General features: G+C 39.2%; 24 protein-coding genes. 20 read left to right on the forward strand and 4 right to left on the reverse strand.

The annotated features are described in order from the left end of the window. The first annotated feature begins 132 nt into the window (after positions 1 to 132). The 18 genes from atpF to M3627_RS00415 all read left to right on the forward strand — a co-directional run bounded on the left by atpF (position 133) and on the right by M3627_RS00415 (position 15,668). Positions 133 to 660, forward strand: a complete 528-nt coding sequence (gene atpF, locus M3627_RS00330) for a F0F1 ATP synthase subunit B (protein ID WP_169359471.1) — start codon at positions 133 to 135, stop codon at positions 658 to 660. Next, positions 657 to 1,193 carry a F0F1 ATP synthase subunit delta gene (locus tag M3627_RS00335; RefSeq protein WP_251552381.1) on the forward strand — a complete coding sequence of 179 codons (537 nt, stop codon included), beginning with the start codon at positions 657 to 659 and terminating at the stop codon, positions 1,191 to 1,193. Before atpF ends, M3627_RS00335 begins: the two co-directional genes overlap by 4 nt. 27 nt (positions 1,194 to 1,220) lie before the next feature. Then, a complete protein-coding gene (gene atpA, locus M3627_RS00340) occupies positions 1,221 to 2,729 on the forward strand; it encodes a F0F1 ATP synthase subunit alpha (RefSeq protein WP_169359473.1) in 1,509 nt (502 codons plus the stop codon). Between the two features lie 44 nt (positions 2,730 to 2,773). Further along, on the forward strand, positions 2,774 to 3,640 hold the full coding sequence (locus tag M3627_RS00345; protein ID WP_169359474.1) for a F0F1 ATP synthase subunit gamma: 867 nt from the start codon (positions 2,774 to 2,776) through the stop codon (positions 3,638 to 3,640). A 28-nt stretch (positions 3,641 to 3,668) separates the two neighbouring features. Next, positions 3,669 to 5,084, forward strand: a complete 1,416-nt coding sequence (gene atpD / locus M3627_RS00350; protein ID WP_169359475.1) for a F0F1 ATP synthase subunit beta — start codon at positions 3,669 to 3,671, stop codon at positions 5,082 to 5,084. A gap of 24 nt (positions 5,085 to 5,108) precedes the next feature. Then, positions 5,109 to 5,513, forward strand: coding sequence for a F0F1 ATP synthase subunit epsilon (locus tag M3627_RS00355; protein WP_169359476.1), 405 nt, complete (start codon positions 5,109 to 5,111; stop codon positions 5,511 to 5,513). Between the two features lie 359 nt (positions 5,514 to 5,872). Then, on the forward strand, positions 5,873 to 6,106 hold the full coding sequence (locus M3627_RS00360) for a DUF1146 family protein (protein WP_169359477.1): 234 nt from the start codon (positions 5,873 to 5,875) through the stop codon (positions 6,104 to 6,106). Between the two features lie 326 nt (positions 6,107 to 6,432). After that, positions 6,433 to 7,728 carry a UDP-N-acetylglucosamine 1-carboxyvinyltransferase gene (murA, locus tag M3627_RS00365; protein WP_251552410.1) on the forward strand — a complete coding sequence of 432 codons (1,296 nt, stop codon included), beginning with the start codon at positions 6,433 to 6,435 and terminating at the stop codon, positions 7,726 to 7,728. Positions 7,729 to 8,206: 478 nt separating this feature from the next. Further along, entirely contained in the window at positions 8,207 to 9,106 is a 900-nt protein-coding gene (gene spoIID / locus M3627_RS00370; protein WP_251552420.1) for a stage II sporulation protein D, read from the forward strand. A 1-nt stretch (position 9,107) separates the two neighbouring features. After that, positions 9,108 to 9,797 carry a peptidoglycan DD-metalloendopeptidase family protein gene (locus tag M3627_RS00375; protein WP_353056443.1) on the forward strand — a complete coding sequence of 230 codons (690 nt, stop codon included), beginning with the start codon at positions 9,108 to 9,110 and terminating at the stop codon, positions 9,795 to 9,797. A 66-nt stretch (positions 9,798 to 9,863) separates the two neighbouring features. After that, complete coding sequence (locus M3627_RS00380) at positions 9,864 to 10,124, forward strand: sporulation transcriptional regulator SpoIIID (RefSeq protein ID WP_169359480.1); 261 nt, start codon at positions 9,864 to 9,866, stop codon at positions 10,122 to 10,124. Between the two features lie 310 nt (positions 10,125 to 10,434). Beyond that, positions 10,435 to 10,857, forward strand: coding sequence for a hypothetical protein (locus tag M3627_RS00385; RefSeq protein ID WP_251552422.1), 423 nt, complete (start codon positions 10,435 to 10,437; stop codon positions 10,855 to 10,857). Positions 10,858 to 11,517: 660 nt separating this feature from the next. After that, complete coding sequence (mreB, locus tag M3627_RS00390; protein WP_169359482.1) at positions 11,518 to 12,510, forward strand: rod shape-determining protein; 993 nt, start codon at positions 11,518 to 11,520, stop codon at positions 12,508 to 12,510. Between the two features lie 16 nt (positions 12,511 to 12,526). Next, positions 12,527 to 13,363 carry a flagellar hook-basal body protein gene (locus M3627_RS00395; protein ID WP_169359483.1) on the forward strand — a complete coding sequence of 279 codons (837 nt, stop codon included), beginning with the start codon at positions 12,527 to 12,529 and terminating at the stop codon, positions 13,361 to 13,363. A 21-nt stretch (positions 13,364 to 13,384) separates the two neighbouring features. Then, positions 13,385 to 14,224, forward strand: coding sequence for a flagellar hook-basal body protein (locus M3627_RS00400; protein ID WP_169359484.1), 840 nt, complete (start codon positions 13,385 to 13,387; stop codon positions 14,222 to 14,224). 15 nt (positions 14,225 to 14,239) lie between these two features. Continuing rightward, positions 14,240 to 14,536: a DNA-directed RNA polymerase subunit beta gene (locus tag M3627_RS00405; protein WP_169359485.1), complete on the forward strand. Its 297-nt coding sequence runs from the start codon at positions 14,240 to 14,242 to the stop codon at positions 14,534 to 14,536. Between the two features lie 15 nt (positions 14,537 to 14,551). After that, the gene (gene fabZ / locus M3627_RS00410) at positions 14,552 to 14,992 is read left to right on the forward strand and encodes a 3-hydroxyacyl-ACP dehydratase FabZ (protein WP_251552439.1); all 441 of its coding nucleotides are present in this window, start codon (positions 14,552 to 14,554) and stop codon (positions 14,990 to 14,992) included. Between the two features lie 307 nt (positions 14,993 to 15,299). Continuing rightward, positions 15,300 to 15,668 carry a hypothetical protein gene (locus M3627_RS00415; protein WP_251552441.1) on the forward strand — a complete coding sequence of 123 codons (369 nt, stop codon included), beginning with the start codon at positions 15,300 to 15,302 and terminating at the stop codon, positions 15,666 to 15,668. Between the two features lie 40 nt (positions 15,669 to 15,708). Here M3627_RS00415 and M3627_RS00420 read toward each other — a convergent pair whose 3' ends face one another. After that, entirely contained in the window at positions 15,709 to 16,143 is a 435-nt protein-coding gene (locus M3627_RS00420; RefSeq protein ID WP_169359488.1) for a YwpF family protein, read from the reverse strand. A gap of 247 nt (positions 16,144 to 16,390) precedes the next feature. On the opposite strand from M3627_RS00420, the gene M3627_RS00425 reads away from it, so the two are divergent. Beyond that, positions 16,391 to 16,789 (forward strand): single-stranded DNA-binding protein, encoded by a 399-nt coding sequence (locus M3627_RS00425; protein ID WP_169359489.1) that lies wholly within the window; start codon positions 16,391 to 16,393, stop codon positions 16,787 to 16,789. 83 nt (positions 16,790 to 16,872) lie between these two features. On the opposite strand, the gene M3627_RS00430 is transcribed toward M3627_RS00425, so the two are convergent. The 3 genes from M3627_RS00430 to M3627_RS00440 all read right to left on the reverse strand — a co-directional run bounded on the left by M3627_RS00430 (position 16,873) and on the right by M3627_RS00440 (position 21,699). Beyond that, positions 16,873 to 19,584: a DEAD/DEAH box helicase gene (locus M3627_RS00430; RefSeq protein ID WP_251552450.1), complete on the reverse strand. Its 2,712-nt coding sequence runs from the start codon at positions 19,582 to 19,584 to the stop codon at positions 16,873 to 16,875. Beyond that, positions 19,581 to 21,161, reverse strand: a complete 1,581-nt coding sequence (locus M3627_RS00435) for a hypothetical protein (protein ID WP_251552452.1) — start codon at positions 21,159 to 21,161, stop codon at positions 19,581 to 19,583. Before M3627_RS00435 ends, M3627_RS00430 begins: the two co-directional genes overlap by 4 nt. A gap of 142 nt (positions 21,162 to 21,303) precedes the next feature. Then, positions 21,304 to 21,699, reverse strand: coding sequence for a helix-turn-helix domain-containing protein (locus tag M3627_RS00440; protein ID WP_169359492.1), 396 nt, complete (start codon positions 21,697 to 21,699; stop codon positions 21,304 to 21,306). 179 nt (positions 21,700 to 21,878) lie between these two features. Between M3627_RS00440 and M3627_RS00445 the strand changes: the two genes are divergently transcribed. Then, a complete protein-coding gene (locus tag M3627_RS00445; protein WP_251552454.1) occupies positions 21,879 to 22,211 on the forward strand; it encodes a hypothetical protein in 333 nt (110 codons plus the stop codon). The last annotated feature ends 57 nt before the right edge of the window (positions 22,212 to 22,268 follow it).

The following is a 22,268-nucleotide window of genomic DNA, read 5'->3' on the forward strand; positions in this document are numbered from 1 at the left end:
TAAGTCTATAATGGCGGAAACTAACTCCGCCATTCTCTTTATGAAAAAACATGAATTAGAAAATAATAAACACAAGTTTAAACATTATAGAAGCAAGATCTCTTAATAGCGTTTGAAAGGAGTGAAACAATCGTGTCTTTTGAATACCTAGTACTTGGTGCTGGTGATACTCATAATGGGTTAAATGTTTGGGATATCGCAGCTACATTATTCTTCTTCATCTTATTGATGATCCTATTGAAGAAAGTGGCTTGGGGTCCTTTAATGGGAATCATGACACAGCGTGAAGAGTTGATCGCGAGCGAAATCGAAGCAGCTGAAACTAGCCGTCAAGAATCTCAGCGTCTACTTGAAGAACAACGTGACTTACTAAAAGAAGCACGCACAGAAGCGTTAGCGATTGTAGAAAATGCGAAGAAGCAAGGGGAAGCATCACGTGAAGAAATTATCACTACTGCTCGCTCTGAAGCTGCGCGTTTGAAAGAATCTGCTATCCGTGAAATCGATACAGAAAAAGAAAGAGCGATTGCAGCGGTACGACAAGAAGTCGTTTCACTATCTGTACTTGCAGCAGCTAAAGTTCTTGAAAAAGAAGTGTCGGAAGAAGATAACCGTGCGCTAATCGAGGCAACGATTGCGAAGGCAGGCGAAGTTAATTGAGTAATTCAACTGTAGCAAAACGCTATGCCATCGCTTTGTTCGATCTAGCACAACAAAAAAACGAAATTCAAGCAGTAGAAAATGATTTACGTGAGCTTAATGTAGTCTGGAAAGGCAATAAAGATTTGAAAACATTGTTTACATCTCCTAAGCTTTCTATAGATAAGAAAAAAGAGCTAGTACGTCAAATTTTCTCAAACGCTAATCCAATCGTCATCAATACACTTCTAGTGCTTATTGACAAGAAAAGATTAAGCGAAGTTACAAACATCATTGAAGAGTTTATGACCCTTTCTAATGAAGCACAAGGTGTTGCAGATGCAAAGGTTTATACAACTCGTGAGCTAACAGAGGTAGAACGTGCAAACGTTTCTTCTGTATTTGCTAAAAACGTAGGTAAACAATCATTACGTATTCAAAACATCGTTGATCCATCTATTATTGGTGGTATCCGCGTTCAAATCGGAAACCGCATTTACGACAGCACTCTAAGTACAAAATTAGATCGCTTAAAACGTAACTTGATCGGTTAATATTATGAATTATGAGAGGTGACATACATGAGCATCAAAGCTGAAGAAATCAGTGTCTTGATTAAACAGCAGATTGAGAATTATGAATCTGAGATGAAAGTTAGCGACGTTGGTACGGTTATTACAATTGGTGACGGTATCGCGCGTGCTCATGGCCTCGACAACGTCATGGCTGGAGAGCTTTTAGAATTCTCGACTGGTGTATTAGGTATGGCACAAAACTTGGAAGCGAATAACGTTGGTATCGTTATCCTTGGGCCATACACAGACATCAAAGAAGGCGATGAAGTACGTCGTACAGGCCGTATTATGGAAGTTCCTGTTGGTAAAGAATTGATTGGCCGTGTAGTAAATCCACTTGGTCAACCACTTGACGGACAAGGCCCTATTGCAACAACAAAATCACGTCCAATCGAAAGTCCTGCACAAGGGGTTATGGCACGTAAATCTGTACATGAACCACTTCAAACAGGTATTAAAGCGATTGACGCTCTTGTACCAATCGGACGTGGTCAACGTGAGTTAATCATCGGTGACCGCCAAACAGGTAAAACATCTGTTGCGATTGATACAATCCTTAACCAAGCAGACCAAGATATGATTTGTATCTATGTTGCTATCGGTCAAAAAGAATCGACTGTTCGTAACGTAGTAGAAACACTTCGTAAAAAAGGTGCTTTAGATTACACAATCGTTGTAACTGCATCTGCATCTGCTCCAGCTCCATTATTATACTTAGCTCCTTATGCTGGTGTAACTATGGCAGAAGAATTTATGTTCGATGGTAAGCACGTATTAATCGTTTATGATGATTTATCTAAACAAGCTGCTGCATACCGTGAGCTTTCATTACTTCTTAAACGTCCTCCAGGTCGCGAAGCATATCCAGGGGATGTATTCTACTTACACAGCCGTCTACTTGAGCGTGCTGCGAAGTTAAACGAAACATTAGGTGCAGGTTCAATCACTGCATTACCATTCGTTGAAACACAAGCTGGGGATATCTCTGCTTACATTCCAACAAACGTAATCTCAATTACGGATGGGCAAATTTTCTTACAATCTGATTTATTCTTCTCTGGTGTACGTCCAGCTATCAACGCTGGTTTATCAGTATCCCGTGTTGGTGGATCAGCTCAAATTAAAGCAATGAAAAAAGTTGCGGGTACACTTCGTCTTGACTTAGCTGCATACCGTGAGCTTGAAGCATTCTCTCAATTTGGATCAGATTTAGATGCTGCAACACAAGCGAAACTTAATCGCGGTGTTCGTACAGTAGAAGTACTAAAACAAGACTTGAACTCTCCAATTAAAGTAGAAAAACAAGTTATTATTTTATATGCTCTTACTCGCGGTCATTTAGATGATGTTCCAGTTAAAGATATCTCTCGCTTTGAAGCAGAGCTTAGCAGCTGGTTAGATACAAACCACACAAACGTTTTAGATCATATTCGCACGACAAAAGATCTTCCTTCAGAAGAGGATTTAAACAATGCAATTTCTGCATTCAAAAAAACTTTTGCTAAATCTGAATAATATCTTTGTCTAAGTGAAAAAAACAATAAGGTGGTGAAATACCAGTGGCATCTTTACGCGACATTAAAAATAAAATTACGTCAACTAAGAAAACGAGTCAAATCACAAAAGCTATGCAAATGGTTTCTGCTTCTAAGTTGAACCGTGCGGAGGAAAATGCGAAAGCATATGTTCCTTACATGGGTAAAATTCAAGAGGTAGTAGGTGCAATTGCTTCAGGTACGAGTGACAGTGGACACCCAATGTTAATAAACCGTCCTGTAAAAAAGACTGCATATCTTGTCATCACTTCTGATCGTGGGTTAGCAGGAGCATACAACAGTAACGTTATACGTGCCGTTGCAAATGCAATCGCTAGTCGTCATGCATCGAAGGATGAGTATGTTGTTTTAGCAATTGGTCGTATGGGACGTGACTTCTTCGTAAAACGTGGTTCTAATGTAATCGGAGAAGTTATCGGTTTACCTGACCAACCAGCTTTTTCTGATATTAAAGAAATTGCTCGCAAAGCTGTTGGTATGTTCACGGATGGTACATATGATGAACTTTATATGTACTATAACCACTTTGTCAGTGCCATCTCTAGTGAAGTTACAGAGAAAAAGGTACTGCCACTTACGGATATTGCACAAGAAACTGGCGCAGCTACAACTGCTTCATATGAGTTCGAGCCTTCAAGTGAAGCAATCCTTGAAGTGTTACTTCCTCAATATGCAGAAAGCCTAATTTTCGGTGCATTACTCGACGGTAAAGCAAGTGAACATGCTTCGCGTATGTCTGCGATGAAATCTGCAACAGATAACGCATCTGATTTGATTAGTAACTTAACATTAGTATACAACCGAGCACGTCAAGCAGCGATTACGCAAGAGATTACGGAAATCGTCGGCGGAGCATCGGCTCTAGAATAGGAAGAAAGTAAGACAGGAGGGAACAGTAGTGAACAAAGGACAAGTACTACAAGTAATGGGTCCAGTTGTTGACGTAAAGTTTGACAACGGCCACTTACCAGCTATCTATAATGCATTAACTGTAGCTATTGAACGTCCAAACGAAGCTCCTACTACGTTAACGTTAGAAGTAGCTTTACACTTAGGTGATGATTCTGTTCGCACAATTGCGATGTCATCTACTGATGGACTTAAACGTGGTGCAGAGGTAATAGATGCGGGTGCAGCAATTTCTGTTCCAGTTGGTAATGTAACTCTAGGACGTGTATTCAACGTTCTTGGTGATATTATTGACTTAGGAGAAGAAATTCCTACTACAGAGCGTCGTGATCCAATTCACCGTCAAGCACCAACATTTGAAAACCTTTCAACAGAAGTTGAAATTCTTGAAACAGGTATTAAAGTAGTAGACCTTTTAGCTCCATATATCAAAGGTGGTAAAATCGGTCTATTCGGTGGTGCCGGAGTAGGGAAAACAGTTCTTATCCAAGAACTTATCAATAACATTGCTCAAGAGCATGGCGGTATCTCGGTATTCGCTGGTGTTGGAGAGCGTACGCGTGAAGGAAATGACTTATTCCATGAGATGAGCGATTCAGGCGTTATCAAGAAAACAGCAATGGTATTCGGACAAATGAACGAGCCACCTGGAGCACGTATGCGTGTTGCCTTGACTGGTTTAACAATGGCTGAATATTTCCGTGATGAGCAAGGTGCAGACGTACTTCTATTCATCGATAATATCTTCCGTTTCACACAAGCAGGTTCTGAGGTATCAGCCCTTTTAGGTCGTATGCCATCAGCAGCTGGTTACCAACCAACACTTGCTACAGAAATGGGTCAATTACAAGAGCGTATCACGTCAACTAACACTGGTTCTGTAACATCTATCCAAGCGATTTATGTACCAGCCGATGACTATACGGATCCAGCTCCAGCTACAACTTTCGCTCACTTAGATGCGACAACAAACTTAGAGCGTAAATTATCTGAGATGGGTATCTACCCAGCGGTTGATCCTTTAGCTTCTTCTTCACGTGCACTTTCACCAGAAGTAGTTGGTCAAGAGCATTACGAAGTAGCACGTCAAGTGCAATATACGTTACAACGTTATAGAGAGCTTCAAGATATCATCGCAATCTTAGGTATGGATGAATTAGGAGACGAAGACAAGCTTGTAGTTAACCGTGCTCGTCGTATTCAGTTCTACCTATCTCAAAACTTCCATGTTGCAGAACAATTTACAGGTCAAAAAGGTTCTTACGTTCCAGTTAAAGAAACTGTTGCAGGATTCAAACAGATTCTTGAAGGGAAATATGACCATTTACCAGAGGATGCATTCCGTCTAGTTGGACGCATTGAAGAAGTTGTTGAAAAAGCGAAAAGCATGGGCGTAGAAGTATAATAAATCGGACCAGGAGGTAAAAATATGAAGACACTTATAGTCAATATTGTCACTCCCGACGGCCCGGTATACGATTCTGAAGTAGACATGATTATCGCTAATACAGCATCGGGTGAAATTGGTATTTTACCTGGCCATATTCCAATGGTTGCACCTCTTCGTATTGGTGCAGTTAAATTGAAAAAAGATGGTAAATCTCAATATGTATCAGTAAGTGGTGGATTTGTTGAAGTACGTCCTGAAAAGGTAACGATTTTAGCTCAATCTGCTGAGGTTGCCGATACAATTGATGTAGCTCGTGCAAAAGAAGCGATGAAACGTGCAGAATCACTACTTCAAAGTAAACAAGACACGACAGACTATGTTCGTGCTGAACTTGCTTTGAAGCGTGCGATGAATCGTATCAACGTTTATGAGGGTAACATTTAATTTGGACGAAACATAAAACGGGCAGATTTATTTCTGTCCGTTTTTTTTCTTGCAAATCAGCTATAATTTACGAACTCCAGTGGATAATACAGATTATTCGTCATAAAATAAGGTATAAAAAGAAATGTTTATTTAGAAGGCAGGAGAGCATTCCAGTAAGAATTTTGATTACCTAATTGGAACTGTAACCTTTTCTGGCTATTAAATGAACAGGTAGTTAGTCTTTTGATCATTTATACTTTTTTATAGACTATACATGTATTATTTACATTTTGATCAAATGAAAACATGGAAGAATTTGATGAACATTCTTCTTAAAAGTATAAAAACGAAAGATTTAGCTAAAGTGGAGGGGAAATATGGGTCTTTTAAATTCAGAGCAAGCATTAATTGCCATACTTGCAAATATCTTTTTTATTGGTATTTCGTTTTATGCTTTACAAGCTCTTATGGTGGACAAATTTATTAAAAAGAATCATGTATTTCAAGCCCAGCTTTTCTTTATATTGGCAAGCATTATGTTAGGTTCTACAGTAGCAAACTTTTTCTTAAATTTAACTTCCTGGTCTAACCAGTTACAGTACTTATTTTAGTAGAAGATCCTACATGCTCATGCAAATTATGGACAAGTTTGTATGAGCATGTAGAATCTCCTCATATTTCCTGGGAAATATGCTGTCGAAGATGTTTATTACAAAACATGTAGGGTAATTTATAAATATCTACACGAAAAGACTGGGTACTACGTATAATAGACTAAGAAAATTTACCAAAAGAGGACATGAAAATAGGGTTTTCGGTGCTTGTATATAGTCGAAATACGTTGTATGATGATATTGTTTTGAAATAATAAACAACACCATACATATTTTTCTTTTATATATCAGCTAAAGAGGATTATGAACGCGGAGGGAACTAAGTGGATAAAATTGTTGTTAAAGGCGGCCAAAGGTTAACAGGTAACGTACGGGTCGAAGGTGCTAAAAATGCAGTATTACCTGTATTAGCAGCAGCTCTACTCGCGACAAAGGGTAAGAACGTAATTAAAGATGTACCAACACTTGCAGATGTTTTGACGATAAATGAAGTACTAAAAAGTTTAAATACAGAAATTTCATATAGCCCCGAACTAAACGAAGTAATAATTGACTCTCAACAAAAGTTATCAAGTGAAGCACAGTTTGAGTATGTGCGTAAAATGAGAGCATCCATTCTTGTAATGGGACCAATTCTTGCTCGTAATGGTTTTGCTCGAGTTGCATTACCAGGTGGTTGTGCTATTGGCTCTAGACCAATTGACCAACATTTAAAAGGCTTTGAAGCAATGGGTGCAGAAATTTCATTTGGACATGGATTTGTCGAAGCTAAAACAACTGGACGTTTAAAAGGTGCTAAAATCTATCTAGACGTACCAAGTGTTGGAGCGACAGAAAACATCATGACTGCAGCAGCTCTAGCTGAAGGAATTACAGTTATTGAAAACGCTGCGAAAGAACCAGAAATTGTTGATTTAGCAAACTTTATCAATGAAATGGGCGGTAAAGTTAAAGGTGCAGGTACAGATACAATCCGTATCGAGGGTGTAGAAGAATTACACGGTACTGAGCATCACATTATTCCGGACCGTATTGAAGCAGGAACTTTTATGGTTGCTGCAGCAATTACAAAAGGCGATGTATTAATTGAAAATGCTGTACCAGAGCATATGACAGCTCTTATTTCTAAAATGCAGGAAATGGGCATTGAGATTAAAGAAGAGGGCCAAGGTCTTCGTGTGCGCTCTAATGGAAACTTAAAATCAGTGGATGTTAAAACAATGCCACACCCTGGATTCCCAACAGATATGCAATCACAAATGATGGCATTGATGATGACAGCTCACGGTACAGGTATTATTACGGAAACAGTTTTTGAAAACCGTTTTATGCACGTAGAAGAATTTAGACGTATGAATGGTAATATGAAAATTGAGGGACGTTCTGTGATGATGGATTCTCCATCTAACCTACAAGGTGCAGAGGTGGCGGCTACGGATCTTCGTGCAGCTGCAGCTCTAATTATTGCAGGTTTAGTGGCTGAGGGCGTAACTCGAGTAACACAGCTTTATCATTTAGATCGCGGTTATGTTAATTTTGACAAAAAGTTAGCTGCTTTAGGCGCTGACATTGAGCGTATTGGAACAGAAAATACCGAAAAAGCGGCTCAGCTCGTTTAATCATATGAAAGGCACAATGCATTTATTCCTGCATTGTGCTTTTTTTGTGAATTTTTTTACATTAAATCAGGAGTGGTTTTACGGGCAATAGAAAGTAAGCAAGGATTTCACTAACGAATAGCGGGTAGCTCGCGAAATTGTATCTTCGCGAGCTGTTTTATGAATAGAAGAGCTATCTATTCCTTCATTAGCTAAAATGCTTTTAAGTGTATAAAGCATAAGGAAAACTTGTTTAATTTTCTAATTAGTATTTTAAGCCGTTTTGAGAAGAGTAATACTTTTAAGATATTTTCCCTCTACTATTTATAAAAAATGGGTTCTATACCCCTTAAAATGCGTTTAAATGGGTATTTATCTTGAAGACTACTATTCTTTTAGGAAGATGCATAGAAGCTTGTCCGTCATGAGATAGTTTTGTACTGCATATAGTAATCCTATGAAACAATACATTCTCTTAATAATCCTATGCATCGGTCTAATGATTTTGCCTTTTCTTATGATTAAAGACAAAGTGAAAGAAAAGGCTGTACCAGAAGTCGTACCTGAAATTGAAGTTGACTGTCCAATACTAATTGAGGTGAAAGGGGTAAAGGAGAAAATTCCTCTTGAAACGTATGTGTTAGGGGTAGTTGCTGCAGAAATGCCAATCACATTCCATGAAGAAGCATTAAAAGCACAGTCGATTGCTGCGAGAACCTACGTTTTAAGAGAAACTGATTATGGATCAAAGTCAATTGATAAGACAGTACAAAAGCAAGTGTATGTAGGTCCAGAAGAAAGGAAAAAACGCTGGGGGGACTCCTTTAAGGATTACGAGGACAAGCTTCAACGAGTCGTAGCTTCTACAGAAGGTGAAATTATTGTCTATCAGGATCAGCTAATAACTGCGATGTTCTTTTCTACGAGCAATGGTCAAACAGAAAGTGCTGAGAACTATAGTGGATATGCAATACCTTATTTGGTATCCGTACCAAGTCAGAAGGAAGAAGAGTATTCAAAGAAGGTGCAACAAACGTTTGAGTTCTCTCATAAAGAGTGGGCGGACGCGTTTAAGATCAAATGGTCTAATAATATCGTAGGCAATGTGAAAATAGCACATACTGATTCAAATCGAGTAAAGACTATCGAAATGAACGGTAAAAGCTGGACAGGCAGAGAGGTTAGAACATTACTTGGCTTGCCTTCTACTGATTTCGAGATAGCTTTTCAAAATGATAAAGTGATAGTGGAAACTACTGGTTACGGGCACGGAGTAGGGATGAGCCAATACGGTGCCGAGGTTCTAGCAAACGATTCCAAAAAAGCACATGACATATTATTGCATTACTATACAGGAACAAAAATAAAAAGTTTTTCTCCATGTTTAAAATCTCCTTAATATGCCAACAATGCAATTAGAGGTGATGAAAATGAGAGAAGAACAATCTAAAAAGCCTTCTCAGCAGAAGAGTAAGAACCCGAAAAAACCTTGGTTTTGGCCACTAGTATATGCAGGTTTTTCGGTAGCGTTTGTCGGAATGATTTGGGGTTATAATGTGTATGTCAGCGATGATTCTGCAGAAGAATCGGAATGGACAGACGCAAGTAATCCAGACAAAGTTGCAATTGAAACGAATGCAAAAGCGGAATCTATGAAATATCCTTTTAAGGAAGCTATGCTAGATAACGTGGAAATTGTACAGCACTATTATGATTTAGAGGCAGACGAAGCAACTCGTGAGAAATCATTGCTTGTGTTTGACCAAACTTACGTAGCGAGCACTGGTGTATCTTTAACGATGAACAATGAGCCATTTGAAGTTGTAGCAGCATTAAGCGGTAAAGTGGAAGCAGTAAACGTAGACCCATTCCTAGGAGACGAAATCGTAATCTCTCATGCAAATGGTATGCAAACAAAATATCGTTCTGTCGCTGGCATTCTAGTAAAAGCAGGAGACGAGGTTGAACAAGGCCAAGCTCTTGGAACTGCAGCTGAAAATGAATGGAATCCTACTGCAGGTATCCACCTTCAATTTGAAGTACTTGAAAATGGAGTCCTTGTTAACCCGGAATCATTACTAGCATTTTAATTCATAATAGCCCACCCGTATGCATAAAATGGTGAAAAGTTCCTTTACTAACGAAAGGAAGAGTTGGTGCACGAAACGATTCGTCATAGATGCATACGATTGGGTGAAATGGTAATTGAAACAAAGAAAACAGTTCGCGCCATCGCGAGCAAAACAGGTCATTCCAAAAGCACCGTACACAAAGATCTAACGGAAAGACTCCATCTAGTGGATCCAGTACTGGCAAGGGAGGTAAAGGAAATCCTTGCCTACCACAAGTCAGTCAGGCATCTACGTGGTGGAGAAGCTACGAAGCAAAAATGGAAGACCAAAAAAGATGATAGGTAAGGTCGTGAAATGAACTATTTCACGGCCTTTTCTTATTGGTAGGAAATTATAAAGTTCTGATTCTGTGGATAAATTGATGTCTAGCTCCACCGCCTTGCCCCTCGGGGTCAAATGGATAAAAGCTCCGGTGGCTGAGGAACTGCCTCCTCACTTTTCTCCATTTGCCTGTCGGGGCAGTGACAGGCGATTACGCTTTTCTTCTATGTATCGGTAGTATGGATGGATAAAAAAAGATTATACATACGAAAAAGGAAAATATACTTTCCAAAATTAGTAAGTGAAAGTTAAGATATTTGAAAGGGGTGTGGAGTTGAAAAGGAATAATATTCTTATTGGTGGCGTGATATTGATATTGTTAGTCGCAGGCATTCTTCTATACAATTATTTTTCCAAGGAACTTACAGTAGGAGACGTTTTAGAAGAAAATTACTTTAGTAAAGAGGCAGCAATATCCGTTCAAAAGATAAAAGATGGAAAAATAATACCCATTCAAATTTCAGATGATAAACAGAAGGGTTTAGTGAAGTTATTCGAGGATTTAAAGCTAATTAAATCCGACGAAAGATATCCCGTCCTCGATGCGGATTATATAATTGCTCCTAAATCAAATTACTCGCAAAAAGTGTACGTATTCCTCGATGAAAATATAATAGTTTTCAGTGAAAAAACAAGTGATAGTTATGTAATCCAAAGTAAAGATTTTACGCAAACGATCAAACTATTACTGGATTAATCACGTATTTTAGAAAGTACTTCAGTAGCTAGCTAATTGAGGTGCTTTTTATTTTGCTCAATTGACGAATATAACATATTCATATGCAAACTTACGCATACTAAAATTAGGTTGCGGAGTAGTTTCCGCAACTGCAACACTCTAAGTGGTTAGCGCAACACTTTTGGATTTCCCGCAACACTTTGAGCTGATTTGCTTTGCGGAATAAATCCCTGTGAGCGGTGATATTTTCAAAAACGCTTTCCAATCGATATCAATTATGCAAGCGGTCTCCCAGTACGAAGCGAATTGTGTGGAAATTGTGTGTGACACAGGGACAGACCCAAATCCCTGCAGTGATATTTTCAAAACGCTTTCCAACCAATATCAACTATGCAAGCGATCCCCCAGTCAGAAGCGAATTGTGTGGGAATTGTGTGTGACACAGGGAAAGACACAATTCAATCCGAAAGTCCCAATATAAGTATATGAACACTTACCTAGACAGGAATAGTGATAATAGTTTCTAATTCGTCAAAAATTTCTATTTTTTTATACTTTTTTGTCCAAAATGCTATTGAAAAAAACTGTTATTCTGACAAAACTATGATAAAATTAGATGTTAGATACATTACGGAGTTTACATATAAAAGTTTTAGTGAGGAAGGGGAAACACTAGTAATGTTTGCAAAAGATATAGGAATTGATTTAGGGACAGCAAATGTGTTAATTCACGTGAAGGGCAAAGGAATTGTATTAAATGAGCCTTCCGTGGTTGCTTTAGATAGAAATACGAATAAAGTACTAGCAGTTGGAGAAGAAGCTCGACAAATGCTAGGTAGAACCCCAGGAAATATTGTAGCGATTCGTCCACTAAAAGATGGAGTAATTGCTGATTTTGATGTGACAGAAGCGATGCTTAAGCATTTTATCAATAAATTAAATGTAAAAGGCTTTTTATCCAAGCCTCGTATTTTAATATGCTGTCCTACAAACATTACAAGTGTTGAACAAAAGGCAATTCGTGAAGCAGCAGAAAAGTCTGGCGGGAAAAAGGTTTATTTAGAAGAGGAGCCAAAAGTTGCTGCGATTGGAGCAGGCATGGATATCTTCCAACCTAGCGGGAATATGGTTGTGGATATTGGTGGTGGAACTACTGATATCGCGGTACTTTCTATGGGTGATATTGTTACTTCTGAATCCATCAAGGTTGCTGGAGACGTTTTTGATAATGATATTCTTCAATATATTAAAAAAGAGTACAAGCTGCTGATCGGAGAACGAACTGCAGAAAATATTAAAATTGCGGTTGGAACAGTTTTTCCAGACAGTCGTCATGAGGAAATGGATATTCGCGGACGGGACATGGTAAGTGGTTTACCAAGAACGATTATGATCAAGTCCGATGAAATTGAACATGCACTTAGAGAGTCTGTATCGGTTATTGTACAATCGGCTAAAAATGTGCTAGAAAAGACTCCACCTGAGCTATCTGCAGATATTATTGACCGTGGCGTAATTATTACCGGTGGTGGAGCATTATTGCATGGAATGGATACTTTATTGATGGAAGAATTGAAGGTTCCTGTGTTTACTGCAGAAAGACCGATGGATTGTGTTGCTATTGGCACTGGAATTATGCTTGATAATATCGATAAAATAAGTAGAAGATAAGAGTGGAGGCTTTATCATGTTTCGAGGATTTAATACAGTAGCATCCGGAATGATTGCCCAACAGCGAAGAACCGAGCTATTAACCAATAATATGGCAAATGCGAATACACCAGGCTTTAAAGCAGACCAATCAACTATTCGTTCGTTTCCTGATATGTTAATGTCACGTTTAGGGCCGACTAAAATTCCAACAGAGAATCCGATAAGCGGAAAATCTCTTTCTACAGTTGGTGGAATTAGTACAGGCGTGTATATGTCTGAGATTGTTGCCTTGCAAACACAAGGACAACTAAAGCAAACAGACTTAAATACAGATCTTGCTTTAATAGATGGTGGGCTTCCAGTGGATGCTGAATCAGGAAAAGCAGGTGCATTATTTTTCCGACTCGAGCATCCTGCAGGTGGAGAGGCATACACTAGAAACGGTAACTTTACATTAGACGCAGCAGGCTTTCTGACGAATGCTCAAGGTTTATATGTATTAAATTCTTCCGGACAACGCATTCAAATGCAAAATGATGACTTCCGCGTAGGCGATGATGGACAGATTTATGTGGATAACGAGTCAGTTTCTCAAATTGGTGTTTCATTTGCAGCAACACCTGATCGTTTAGTTAAACAAGACAATGGTTTATTTAGAACCGAAGATGGCAATGAGCTCCCTTCCGCATATGACAATGGAGAAGTAAGCTTTGCGATGCAGCAGGGCTATATTGAAGGATCTAACGTGGACACTGCAAAGACCATGACAGAACTCATGTCTGCGTATAGAACGTTTGAGGCAAATCAAAAAATACTTCAAGCATATGATCAAAGTATGCAAAAAACAGTCAACGAGGTTGGCCGAGTTTAACTAATGAAGGAGGTGCAGTAAATGCTACGTACTATGATTACAGCAACCAACACGATGTCCCAATTACAAAGCCAATTAGATATTATAGGGAATAACCTTTCCAATTCTAATACGCATGGTTATAAATCAAAAGAAGTTAAATTTCAGGAATTACTGTATCAGCAATTTAACAATGATAAGTTAGATAAAGCTGACAGACAGTCCCCTGTAGGTATTCGTTACGGGGTGGGAGCAGCGCTTGCTCAGTCGCAGATGAATTGGAAGCAAGGGAGTATCCAATCTACTGGTAGAGACCTAGATTTTGCTTTCCAGGAGCCTAAGCAATATTTTCAAGTCATTATGCCAGACGGTCAGAATGGTGAAAAAACAGCTTATACTCGTCAAGGAGCGTTTTATGTTTCTCCGGTAGAGAATGGTCAGCTGATGCTCGTTAACGGGGAAGGATATCCAGTTGCCGACGCCCAAGGACAAGCGATTACCTTAAGAGAAGGTGTTTCCAGATTCTCTGTCAATGAATCCGGTGTCTTAGTAGCAGAGTATCCAGATGGCACAACTGATCAAAGAGAATTAGCGGTTTCTGTACTGCAAAAGCCTCAATTCATGGAACACTTGTCTGCTGCGTATATTGTTATACCAGAGAATTTAGATGAGTTAGGTGCAAATGCTGAGGATGTTATGGTAGATTTACAGGGAGCGGCCAGAGGAGAAATTTCTTTGAGCAACCAAGTGTTAGAAATGTCTAATGTGGATGTTTCCAAAGAGATGACAGACTTAATGACCACTCAACGGCAGTATCAGTTTAGTGCACGTTCCATTTCCATTGCAGATCAAATGATGGGCTTAATTAATGGGATACGCTAGTAAGGAGTAATTTGTATGACAGAAGAAGTAAAATCTTCTAGCAGACAACAACGTAGGCTAGAAAAAACACAAGGGCAAGCTAATAAGAAAGAACCAGTAAATGAATCAACAGAACAAACGAAACAAACTAAATGGGTTCAAATTCGTATGTTTCCAATTTGGTTGCGTATCCTAATTGTTGCGGCTCTTATAGCAGTGGCAGTAGCTGCTGGACTTATGGTCGGCTACGGAGTAATAGGCGAAGGCGAGCCAAAGGATGCGCTCAAATGGGAAACGTACCAGCATATATTTGACATTAAAGACGGTAAATAATTGGAGGGCGATTCCATGCTAACAACGGAGCAAATACAAGCTATTCTACCTCATCGATATCCATTTTTAATGGTAGATCGTATTTTAGAACTAGAAGAAGGTAAACGAGCGGTAGGATTAAAAAATGTAACGATTAATGAAGAATTCTTTAATGGTCACTTTCCTGGATATCCTGTAATGCCAGGCGTTCTTATTGTGGAAGCGCTAGCCCAAGTTGGAGCAGTGGCAGTATTACAAATTCCTGAAAACAAAGGAAGACTCGCTTTCTTTACAGGAATAGATAACTGTCGTTTCAAACGCCAAGTGAAGCCAGGCGATCAACTGAAACTTGAAGTGGAGCTGACTAAGCTTCGCGGGCCGATGGGTAAAGGACACGGTATTGCGACAGTAGATGGGGAGCTTGTTTGTGAAACGGACATTCTTTTTGCCCTGGGACCTGTACAAGAAAAGAACTAATCGTAGTCTTCCACGTTTAACTATTTATATGAGTTAATTTTGATTTTTCCAAGTAAATGATTGGAGCGGCAGGCGGCGACTCCTGTGGGATGAATGATACAGATAAGACATTACAATCGAGCGCGTTAGCGACGGGTGATGGCTTATCAATTGCACTTTATTTTTGAAAAAGCTTAAACTATTACTCCTATTTTTCATTGAAAAAAGAGGTAATAATACCATAGGATAGTTCCTTCTTCTCTTGGATAACCTATCGTAAGTCACATGAAGATTGTGATGACGATATCAAGAAAGGAGGAATTTTTTTATGTGGAAAAAAGCTGTTCCTACTATTGCATTATGTTCGTTTTTATTAGTTGGGTGTAATAACGATGAAGCAGTACCTTCAAACAACGAAACACCGATGGGAGAGTTAAACAACGGTAATCGTGTCATTACTCCTTCTCCGGGTGGAGATACTGGCAATGGTGTTGGAGGTAATGGCGGTGGAGCTGGTACTGGTACTACTGATGGTATGAACGGTGGTATGGGTGGCCAAGATGACGGTAACCGTGGTATAAATCATGGTGATGACAACGGTACAATGGGTGGAAACAATGGTAATGGTAATTCAACTCTAGACAGAGATAAAGGAACATGGGTAGAAGAACCTACTGTTGATGGCAATGACCGATAAAGAAATTCTTCACATAAAGAAAAGCTGATTCCAATTGGAGTCAGCTTTCTTTATCTTTCTTTAAGGAAGGTCTAGTTTTCATGTCCTTTTCGAATTGGGTTAATAATTCTTCTCCGATTAACCCATCCTCAATTAGCTCTGCAAGTAACGATTCGGCATATTTTCTACGTACACGCTTTAACGTTCCACGAAGCAGGACGGAAAGGTGATCACCTATTTTTTTCACGGAGTATGTCGCTACTTCAAAATGAGCGGGTTCATTTTCCGGGTAAGAGATGACAACCTTTGCGTTAAACAATTCATTCGATGCTTTTAATTCATTAAAGAAATCCTCATGTTTTTGGTCGATAAATAACTCTAAAATCCAAGATCGACTGGTATTCTCTTGGTTAATCACAATACCATCCTCTAATAGAATCGGCAGTTCTTCATTATTACGAATAAGAGATACGGAAATCATTTTAAAAGTTTTCATAGACAATCCACCTTTAGTCTGGCTAATTATTCTCCATTATAGCATAGCGATTCTATGGAAAAAAATAATTATGAAACTAGCAAATTCCTATTTTTAATTTTTAGGAATGAGAGGGAGAAAGGGGTTGTCGAAAAAGAGGTTTTCAATTTTAAATTTTAGTCTGGAATAACGCCCCAAAACGCTAAAATGCGACTTTGCCAATTATGCTTGTAAAGCTTATGATATGGCTAATAAAGGAGGTGACAGATTGAATACAGTTTCGATAATTGGAAGAATGACGAAGGCTCCACAGCTGAAACACTTATCCGAGGGGAGAGTACAAACAGGATTTGTAGTTGCTGTAAGCAAGGGCTATAAGAGCGAAGAAGCAAATTTTGTCCTTTGCACGATTTGGGGGAAACTAGCTGAAACAACTGTGAAGTACTGTGGAAAGGGCTCCTTGGTAGGAATTACTGGCCGCTTAAATACGAGATCTTATGAAAAAGGAGAGGGCATAAGAGTATTCGTGACAGAGGTTATAGTGGAGGATATCCGATTTTTAGCTACCAAAAATCGTGACGAAACAGAACAAAGTAAAGAAGAAAATAAGCAAGTAGAAAGTGATTTTGAATTTCCAGCAGAACAAATAAAAAAACTTCCAGTGTAAAAATTTGAATGGCCGCAACCAAATCAAATGATACAAGAGAGAAAAAACCTGACCAATCGCTGGCCAGGTTTTTGCTGAAAAATTCAAATCGAAAGGGTGAGTAAATCCTTCAAGTCTGCATCTGACATTTCCGTGATCCATTGACTAGAATGAATCAGTTCCTCAGACAATGCCTGCTTCTCTTCCAGTAGCTTATCAATTTTTTCTTCAATTGTACCAATTGTTATAAACTTATGAACATGAACAAAATTCGTTTGTCCGATTCGATAAGCTCTATCTGTCGCTTGGTTTTCAACCGCAGGATTCCACCAGCGATCGGCATGAAGGACATGGCTAGCAGCTGTAAGATTCAGTCCTGTTCCCCCTGCCTTCAATGATAGAAGGAAAACTGGGAATTCCTTGGCCTGAAATGCTTCAACCAAATGGTCACGCTGATTTTTTGGCATACTTCCTGTTAGGAAAGGAGCGTCAATTTGGAACAGCTCCGTCAAGCAATGCTGTAGTAAATGGCCCATTCCAATGTATTGGGTGAAGATGAGACATTGCTCACCTCGGGCAGCGATTTCACCAGCCAGCGTCACAATTCGTGCTAGCTTTTCAGAGCGTTCAAGCATGTCATCTGCGTCATCAAAAGGCTCCTTCAAGTATAGGGCAGGGTGGTTACATAGTTGCTTTAACTTACTAAGCATTTTTAAGATGAGTCCTTTTTTCTCAAAGCCGGAAAGCGTATCCAGCTTACTGACCGTTTCTTGTATGAGAGACTCATACAAAGCCGCTTGCTCTGTTGTGAGGCCACAGTATTCTCGCTGCTCCAGCTTTTCTGGTAGGTTAAGCAATAATTCAGGGTCCTGCTTCGTTCTTCTAAGTAGGAAGGGCTGGATTTTGACACGTAGCTTATGCTTCACAGAGTCCGAATTATCTCGCTCAATTGGTGCTATATAGTTTTCCTGGAACTTACGGAAAGAGCCTAAATATCCCTTATGGATAAAGTCGAAGATGGACCATAGCTCGGATAGTCTGTTTTCAACCGGTGTTCCAGTTAAAGCGATATGATGCTTACCAATTAGCTTACGAATGGCACGTGATTGTTTGGTATGCATGTTCTTTATATTCTGAGCCTCATCGATTGTAATACTAGACCATTCGATTTCCTGTAATGCTTCAATATCCTGCATTGCAGTACCGAAAGTAGTAATGACAACATCTGCTTCTTTGTCTATTTCCCGTGTTCGTGCTGTCCCATAATGAGTTTGAACAGTTAACGATGGAGCAAATTTAGCAAGCTCCTTCTGCCAGTTTCCAAGAACAGAGGTCGGACAAATGATTAAAGATGGTGTCTTTTGTTCACCGCTTTCATGAACATGGAGCAGATAGGCGATTAATTGAACAGTTTTTCCAAGCCCCATGTCATCTGCAAGACAGGCACCAAACTTTTCATTGCGCATAAAGACAAGCCAGTCTAATCCTAGCTGCTGATATGGACGAAGTGAGGTTAATAGGTTGGATGAGACATCAACCGTAGGATAACCTTTTTTCTCTGAAAGTTGTTCCATTAACACCTTAAGAGATTGCTGCATTTCAAATTGAAATAGTGGATCCTCATCGGACTGCTCGTCATCATCAATGGCTAACGCAATTTCTTCAGGAATCTCACGGAACAATAGCTCCTTAACCGTCCAATTTTCATCCTCGGACTGCTTCATCAACTTTCGGATTTGTTGCATCCATGCAGCGTCAATTCGGAACCATTCATTTCCTGCTTGAATATAAGAACGGTTTTCATTGACCATTTTTTGAAATTCATCTGCAGGAATTTCGTGACCGTTTAAAGAAAAGTTCCAGTTAAACTGAAGAATTTCATTTAAACCAGCAGCTGTCTTATACGTATTAGCAGTCTTTGCGATTGTTTTTACCTTCATTTTGGATTCCTTGAGGCTCTTCAGCCAGCTCGGAAGGACAACCTCAAACCCAAGGGCCTGTAATTTGATCAAGTCATCACGTAAAAAAACACGCACTTCTTCATCAGTTAACGGTGAAGAGAAAAAGGTAGATAATTCTACAGCATCAATGGAGGAAACAAGGGAAAATATTTTATCCTGAGTTTCCTCGATGTAGGTGCTATGATCTCTCCATTTGTCTGGCAGTGCTTCCTTAATAGGTGATGTCTTTTTACGATAGGCAGGCGTCCAATAGACACTGCTTTTCTTACCGCGAACAACTGTCTCTATTAACCAAGTGTCATCTGCTTCATCTGGCTCGGATAGACGTAAGGCAACCAATAGATTCGGATGTGTCGATTGGGACTTTATCGGCCAGCCGCCCTGCTGGAAGAAAGGTACTAAGGCAGGTAAATCCTCCATCGTCAGCCCACCCTGGAACAGCTTCTGCTGAATGGCATGCTGGACAAGCTGCTTTCCTCGTTCTTCAAGCGGAGCCGAAACCTCTAAGTTATTCTCCTTTAGCTCGACTGTGTTCCAAAGGTCAGGTGAACTCCAAACGCCTCCAGCTTCTTTAAACGTCGTTAGCCATTCTTGAGCAGACTCATTTGCCGCAGAAAAGGTGATAAAGGGATGCCCTTCGGAAGAAAAAATCTCCATTACCTCTACTGGAGAAGCTACTAATACGTTATCCTCAATTTGTGCATTGAGTCCAAAAAAGCTTTCACGATGATTTAAGTAGAGAGCCTCCACCCATTCTTGAATAGAAGCTGCATTTGTAGATAAAAGAAAGCTTCCATTTGCTGCTTGTTCGATATACAGAGAAAATTCTTTTGTAATAGATAAAGGCTTATTCATAATGGCAGGTTTCCTTTCTCTATTTCTTGTTGCAAGGCGCGAAGTCGGCGATATTTTTCACGAACACTTTCTACGTAAGCATTCCAATAGTCAATTTCGTTTGCTTTCTTCGCCACCTGTTTCATTTTCTTCCAAACGCGAACAGCTTGCTTGTAGCTGTATCTGTTTTTTTCTTGGATATAACGCATGGCATAATGATGATAAAGTGGAAGAAGTACTTCAGGAGCCTCCTCTCTTACAACCGCTAAACCACAGGACTCCGTATACTCTAGTGAAGAGTTGGTAGCCTGGTGAAGCGCCATCCATTCTTTATACCGCTTCTGTTCGATTAGTAAACCGGAGTATGCCTGGATCCCGTATAAACCAAAAGATAAATATAGCTTTTCCAGTTCCTCTGTTGTTAAGTCCACTTGGTTGAATAGTATTTGCAGTCTTCTAATGAGCATAACCTTTGCTGGATGTTGAATGACTTCCGTTAAATAATAGGAGATATGAGGCAATAGCTTTCTACTCAGCTCATTTACTAAATCCTTGTTGGACGCATGTAGAGCCTTTTCACTAACCTCTACCCACTCTAGTAGCTGGTTTCTATCCATATTCTCCGCTGCTTCCAAAAGCTCATCAATCATAGATAGGGTAAGATAGAAATATGGCAGCACCATATTTAACATGAGTCCATCTTCTTCTATAGTAAGCTCCTGCAGGTATTTAACCTCTTGCATACGAGTAGCCTTATCCGTTACTAGGGCATCCCAGAAAGCCAAGTATATGTGCTTTCGGTAATAGATCAGCCCTTCCTCCTCATAGTAAAAGGAACGTATAATTTCCATCATTCGATCGTAAAACGGATCTGCTGCGAACATTCTAGGTTTTGCAGCTAGCTGGGACAGACTCTCATCTAAATCCTCCGTATAGTTTGTTAAAAACTGATACACTCGGTTGCGCATATTAGTTTCGGCATATTCATTAAAATAAAACCAGGCACGTTGCAGAATACCTAGCTTGACATACACATCAAAAATAGGTTGCCATTCTCGCTCAAATGGTCGAGATTTTCGAACCTGTGCTTCAAGGTCATGGATTGCAAATTCTAACAAATAGAAGCTTGTTGGCGGGTAACTTGAGATAAACTTCCGGAAAAAATTATCGATAATTAAATCCCAGTTTTTCGGATTTCTTTCATTGGAAAGTAACGATAGTTGTAGATGCTCCGAGTTAGATTTCCAATTAGAAACCCAATCCGATAAGGAAAAGTTTTGTTGATATAGATAAAAAACGGCTGCTACAATATGTCTACATGGCTTTTGCATTTGGCAAGGACAATGAATGAGGTCTACCATCGGCAAATATTTAACCTCAATATTTGTTACGTCTCGGATAACAAAATCTATCCGGTTTTCGGATAGGGAATAATTTGATATGGATACCGCACCATTACGTACAAAAAAGGTTGCTCTTCTTACGAGTTCCTCATCTTCTGTGACTGTCGGATTTAATTTCTCTTCTATATTTCTCATCGATGTATCTATATATTCTTTATAATGACGAGCTAATTTTTGATACGAAGTTAGGTTCAAACAAATCTCTCCTAATAAAAAAGGCTTTCCTTCCATTATACGTTTAAACCTGCTCGAATAAAAGCCAAAGGGAGAGCAAAACTGTTTCCGAGGAAAAAAAGCAAAATAAAAAGCCTCACTAGTATTGAAGAAAGTGAGGACCTTACTCTGTTTTTAATTTCTTTATATACCGCTTGAGCTCTTTGTCGTCGTTAGAATGTGATTTAATATCCATCACTAACTCACGGAACTCTTTCAGATGCTGTAGCGGTGCGATGTTTTCCTCGTAAAAGGACTCTAAGTATCTTGCTCGGCTTTCTCGCGCCTCTAGCCCAGGGTTCTTACTTTTAGAAGGTTTGCCCATCAGCATATGTAAAAAATCATCCTTAGGTATGGCATAAACCTCCTGGATTGTTCCCAGTAAGGTGATAGGGATTGCTAAATCACCTTTTTCATACTTAGACAAAGCAGAATGATCAATGCCCATTCTTTTCGCAGCTTCCATTTGTGTAATATCTAATTGTTCACGGTACGCTCGGATATGCTCGTAAAAGGCCATATAATTCCTCCTCTACAATGCCACAAGAATAACGAAAAGAGAGGAGGTTAGATTAAAAATCGCCAAATTGGAGATTAATGTAATTATTTTGATGTAATGCAGTATAAAAGTATTATAGGACAATTTACTTAAGAGAGGAGAGGAAAGTAGTAGAAAGAATCCAAGTATTTATCCCTTTGTTGTTTGATTCTTTAGATGGTTATTCGAAGAATGGTTTAAATCATGTGAAGCTAATTGGAGTAAAAAAGCAAAATGTACAATACATTGTAGAAAGTCCTAAAAAAGATATGAGGCATATCCCCTTAATCGTATCGGAATATTTCAGCATCTATGATCTTCAGCTGGACTTTAACCGAAATATGCTTCTGTTCTATATAAATTGTGTGAAAGAGGTATCAAGAGAGGAAGTCCTACAAAGGATTTTTGATGCTATTTTAGTAGAATATAGTGCGGAAAGATATGGTTTTTTTATATGCCCTAGAGGAAAAAGGAAGATAGAGAGTGCATTGTAAATTAAATAGAAATATTTTAATAGCGAATGCATTTAGCGTTCGCTTTTTTGGCTAAAT

Source organism: Psychrobacillus sp. MER TA 171 (genome assembly GCF_023713305.1).
In the GTDB taxonomy this organism is placed as follows: Bacteria; Bacillota; Bacilli; order Bacillales_A; family Planococcaceae; genus Psychrobacillus.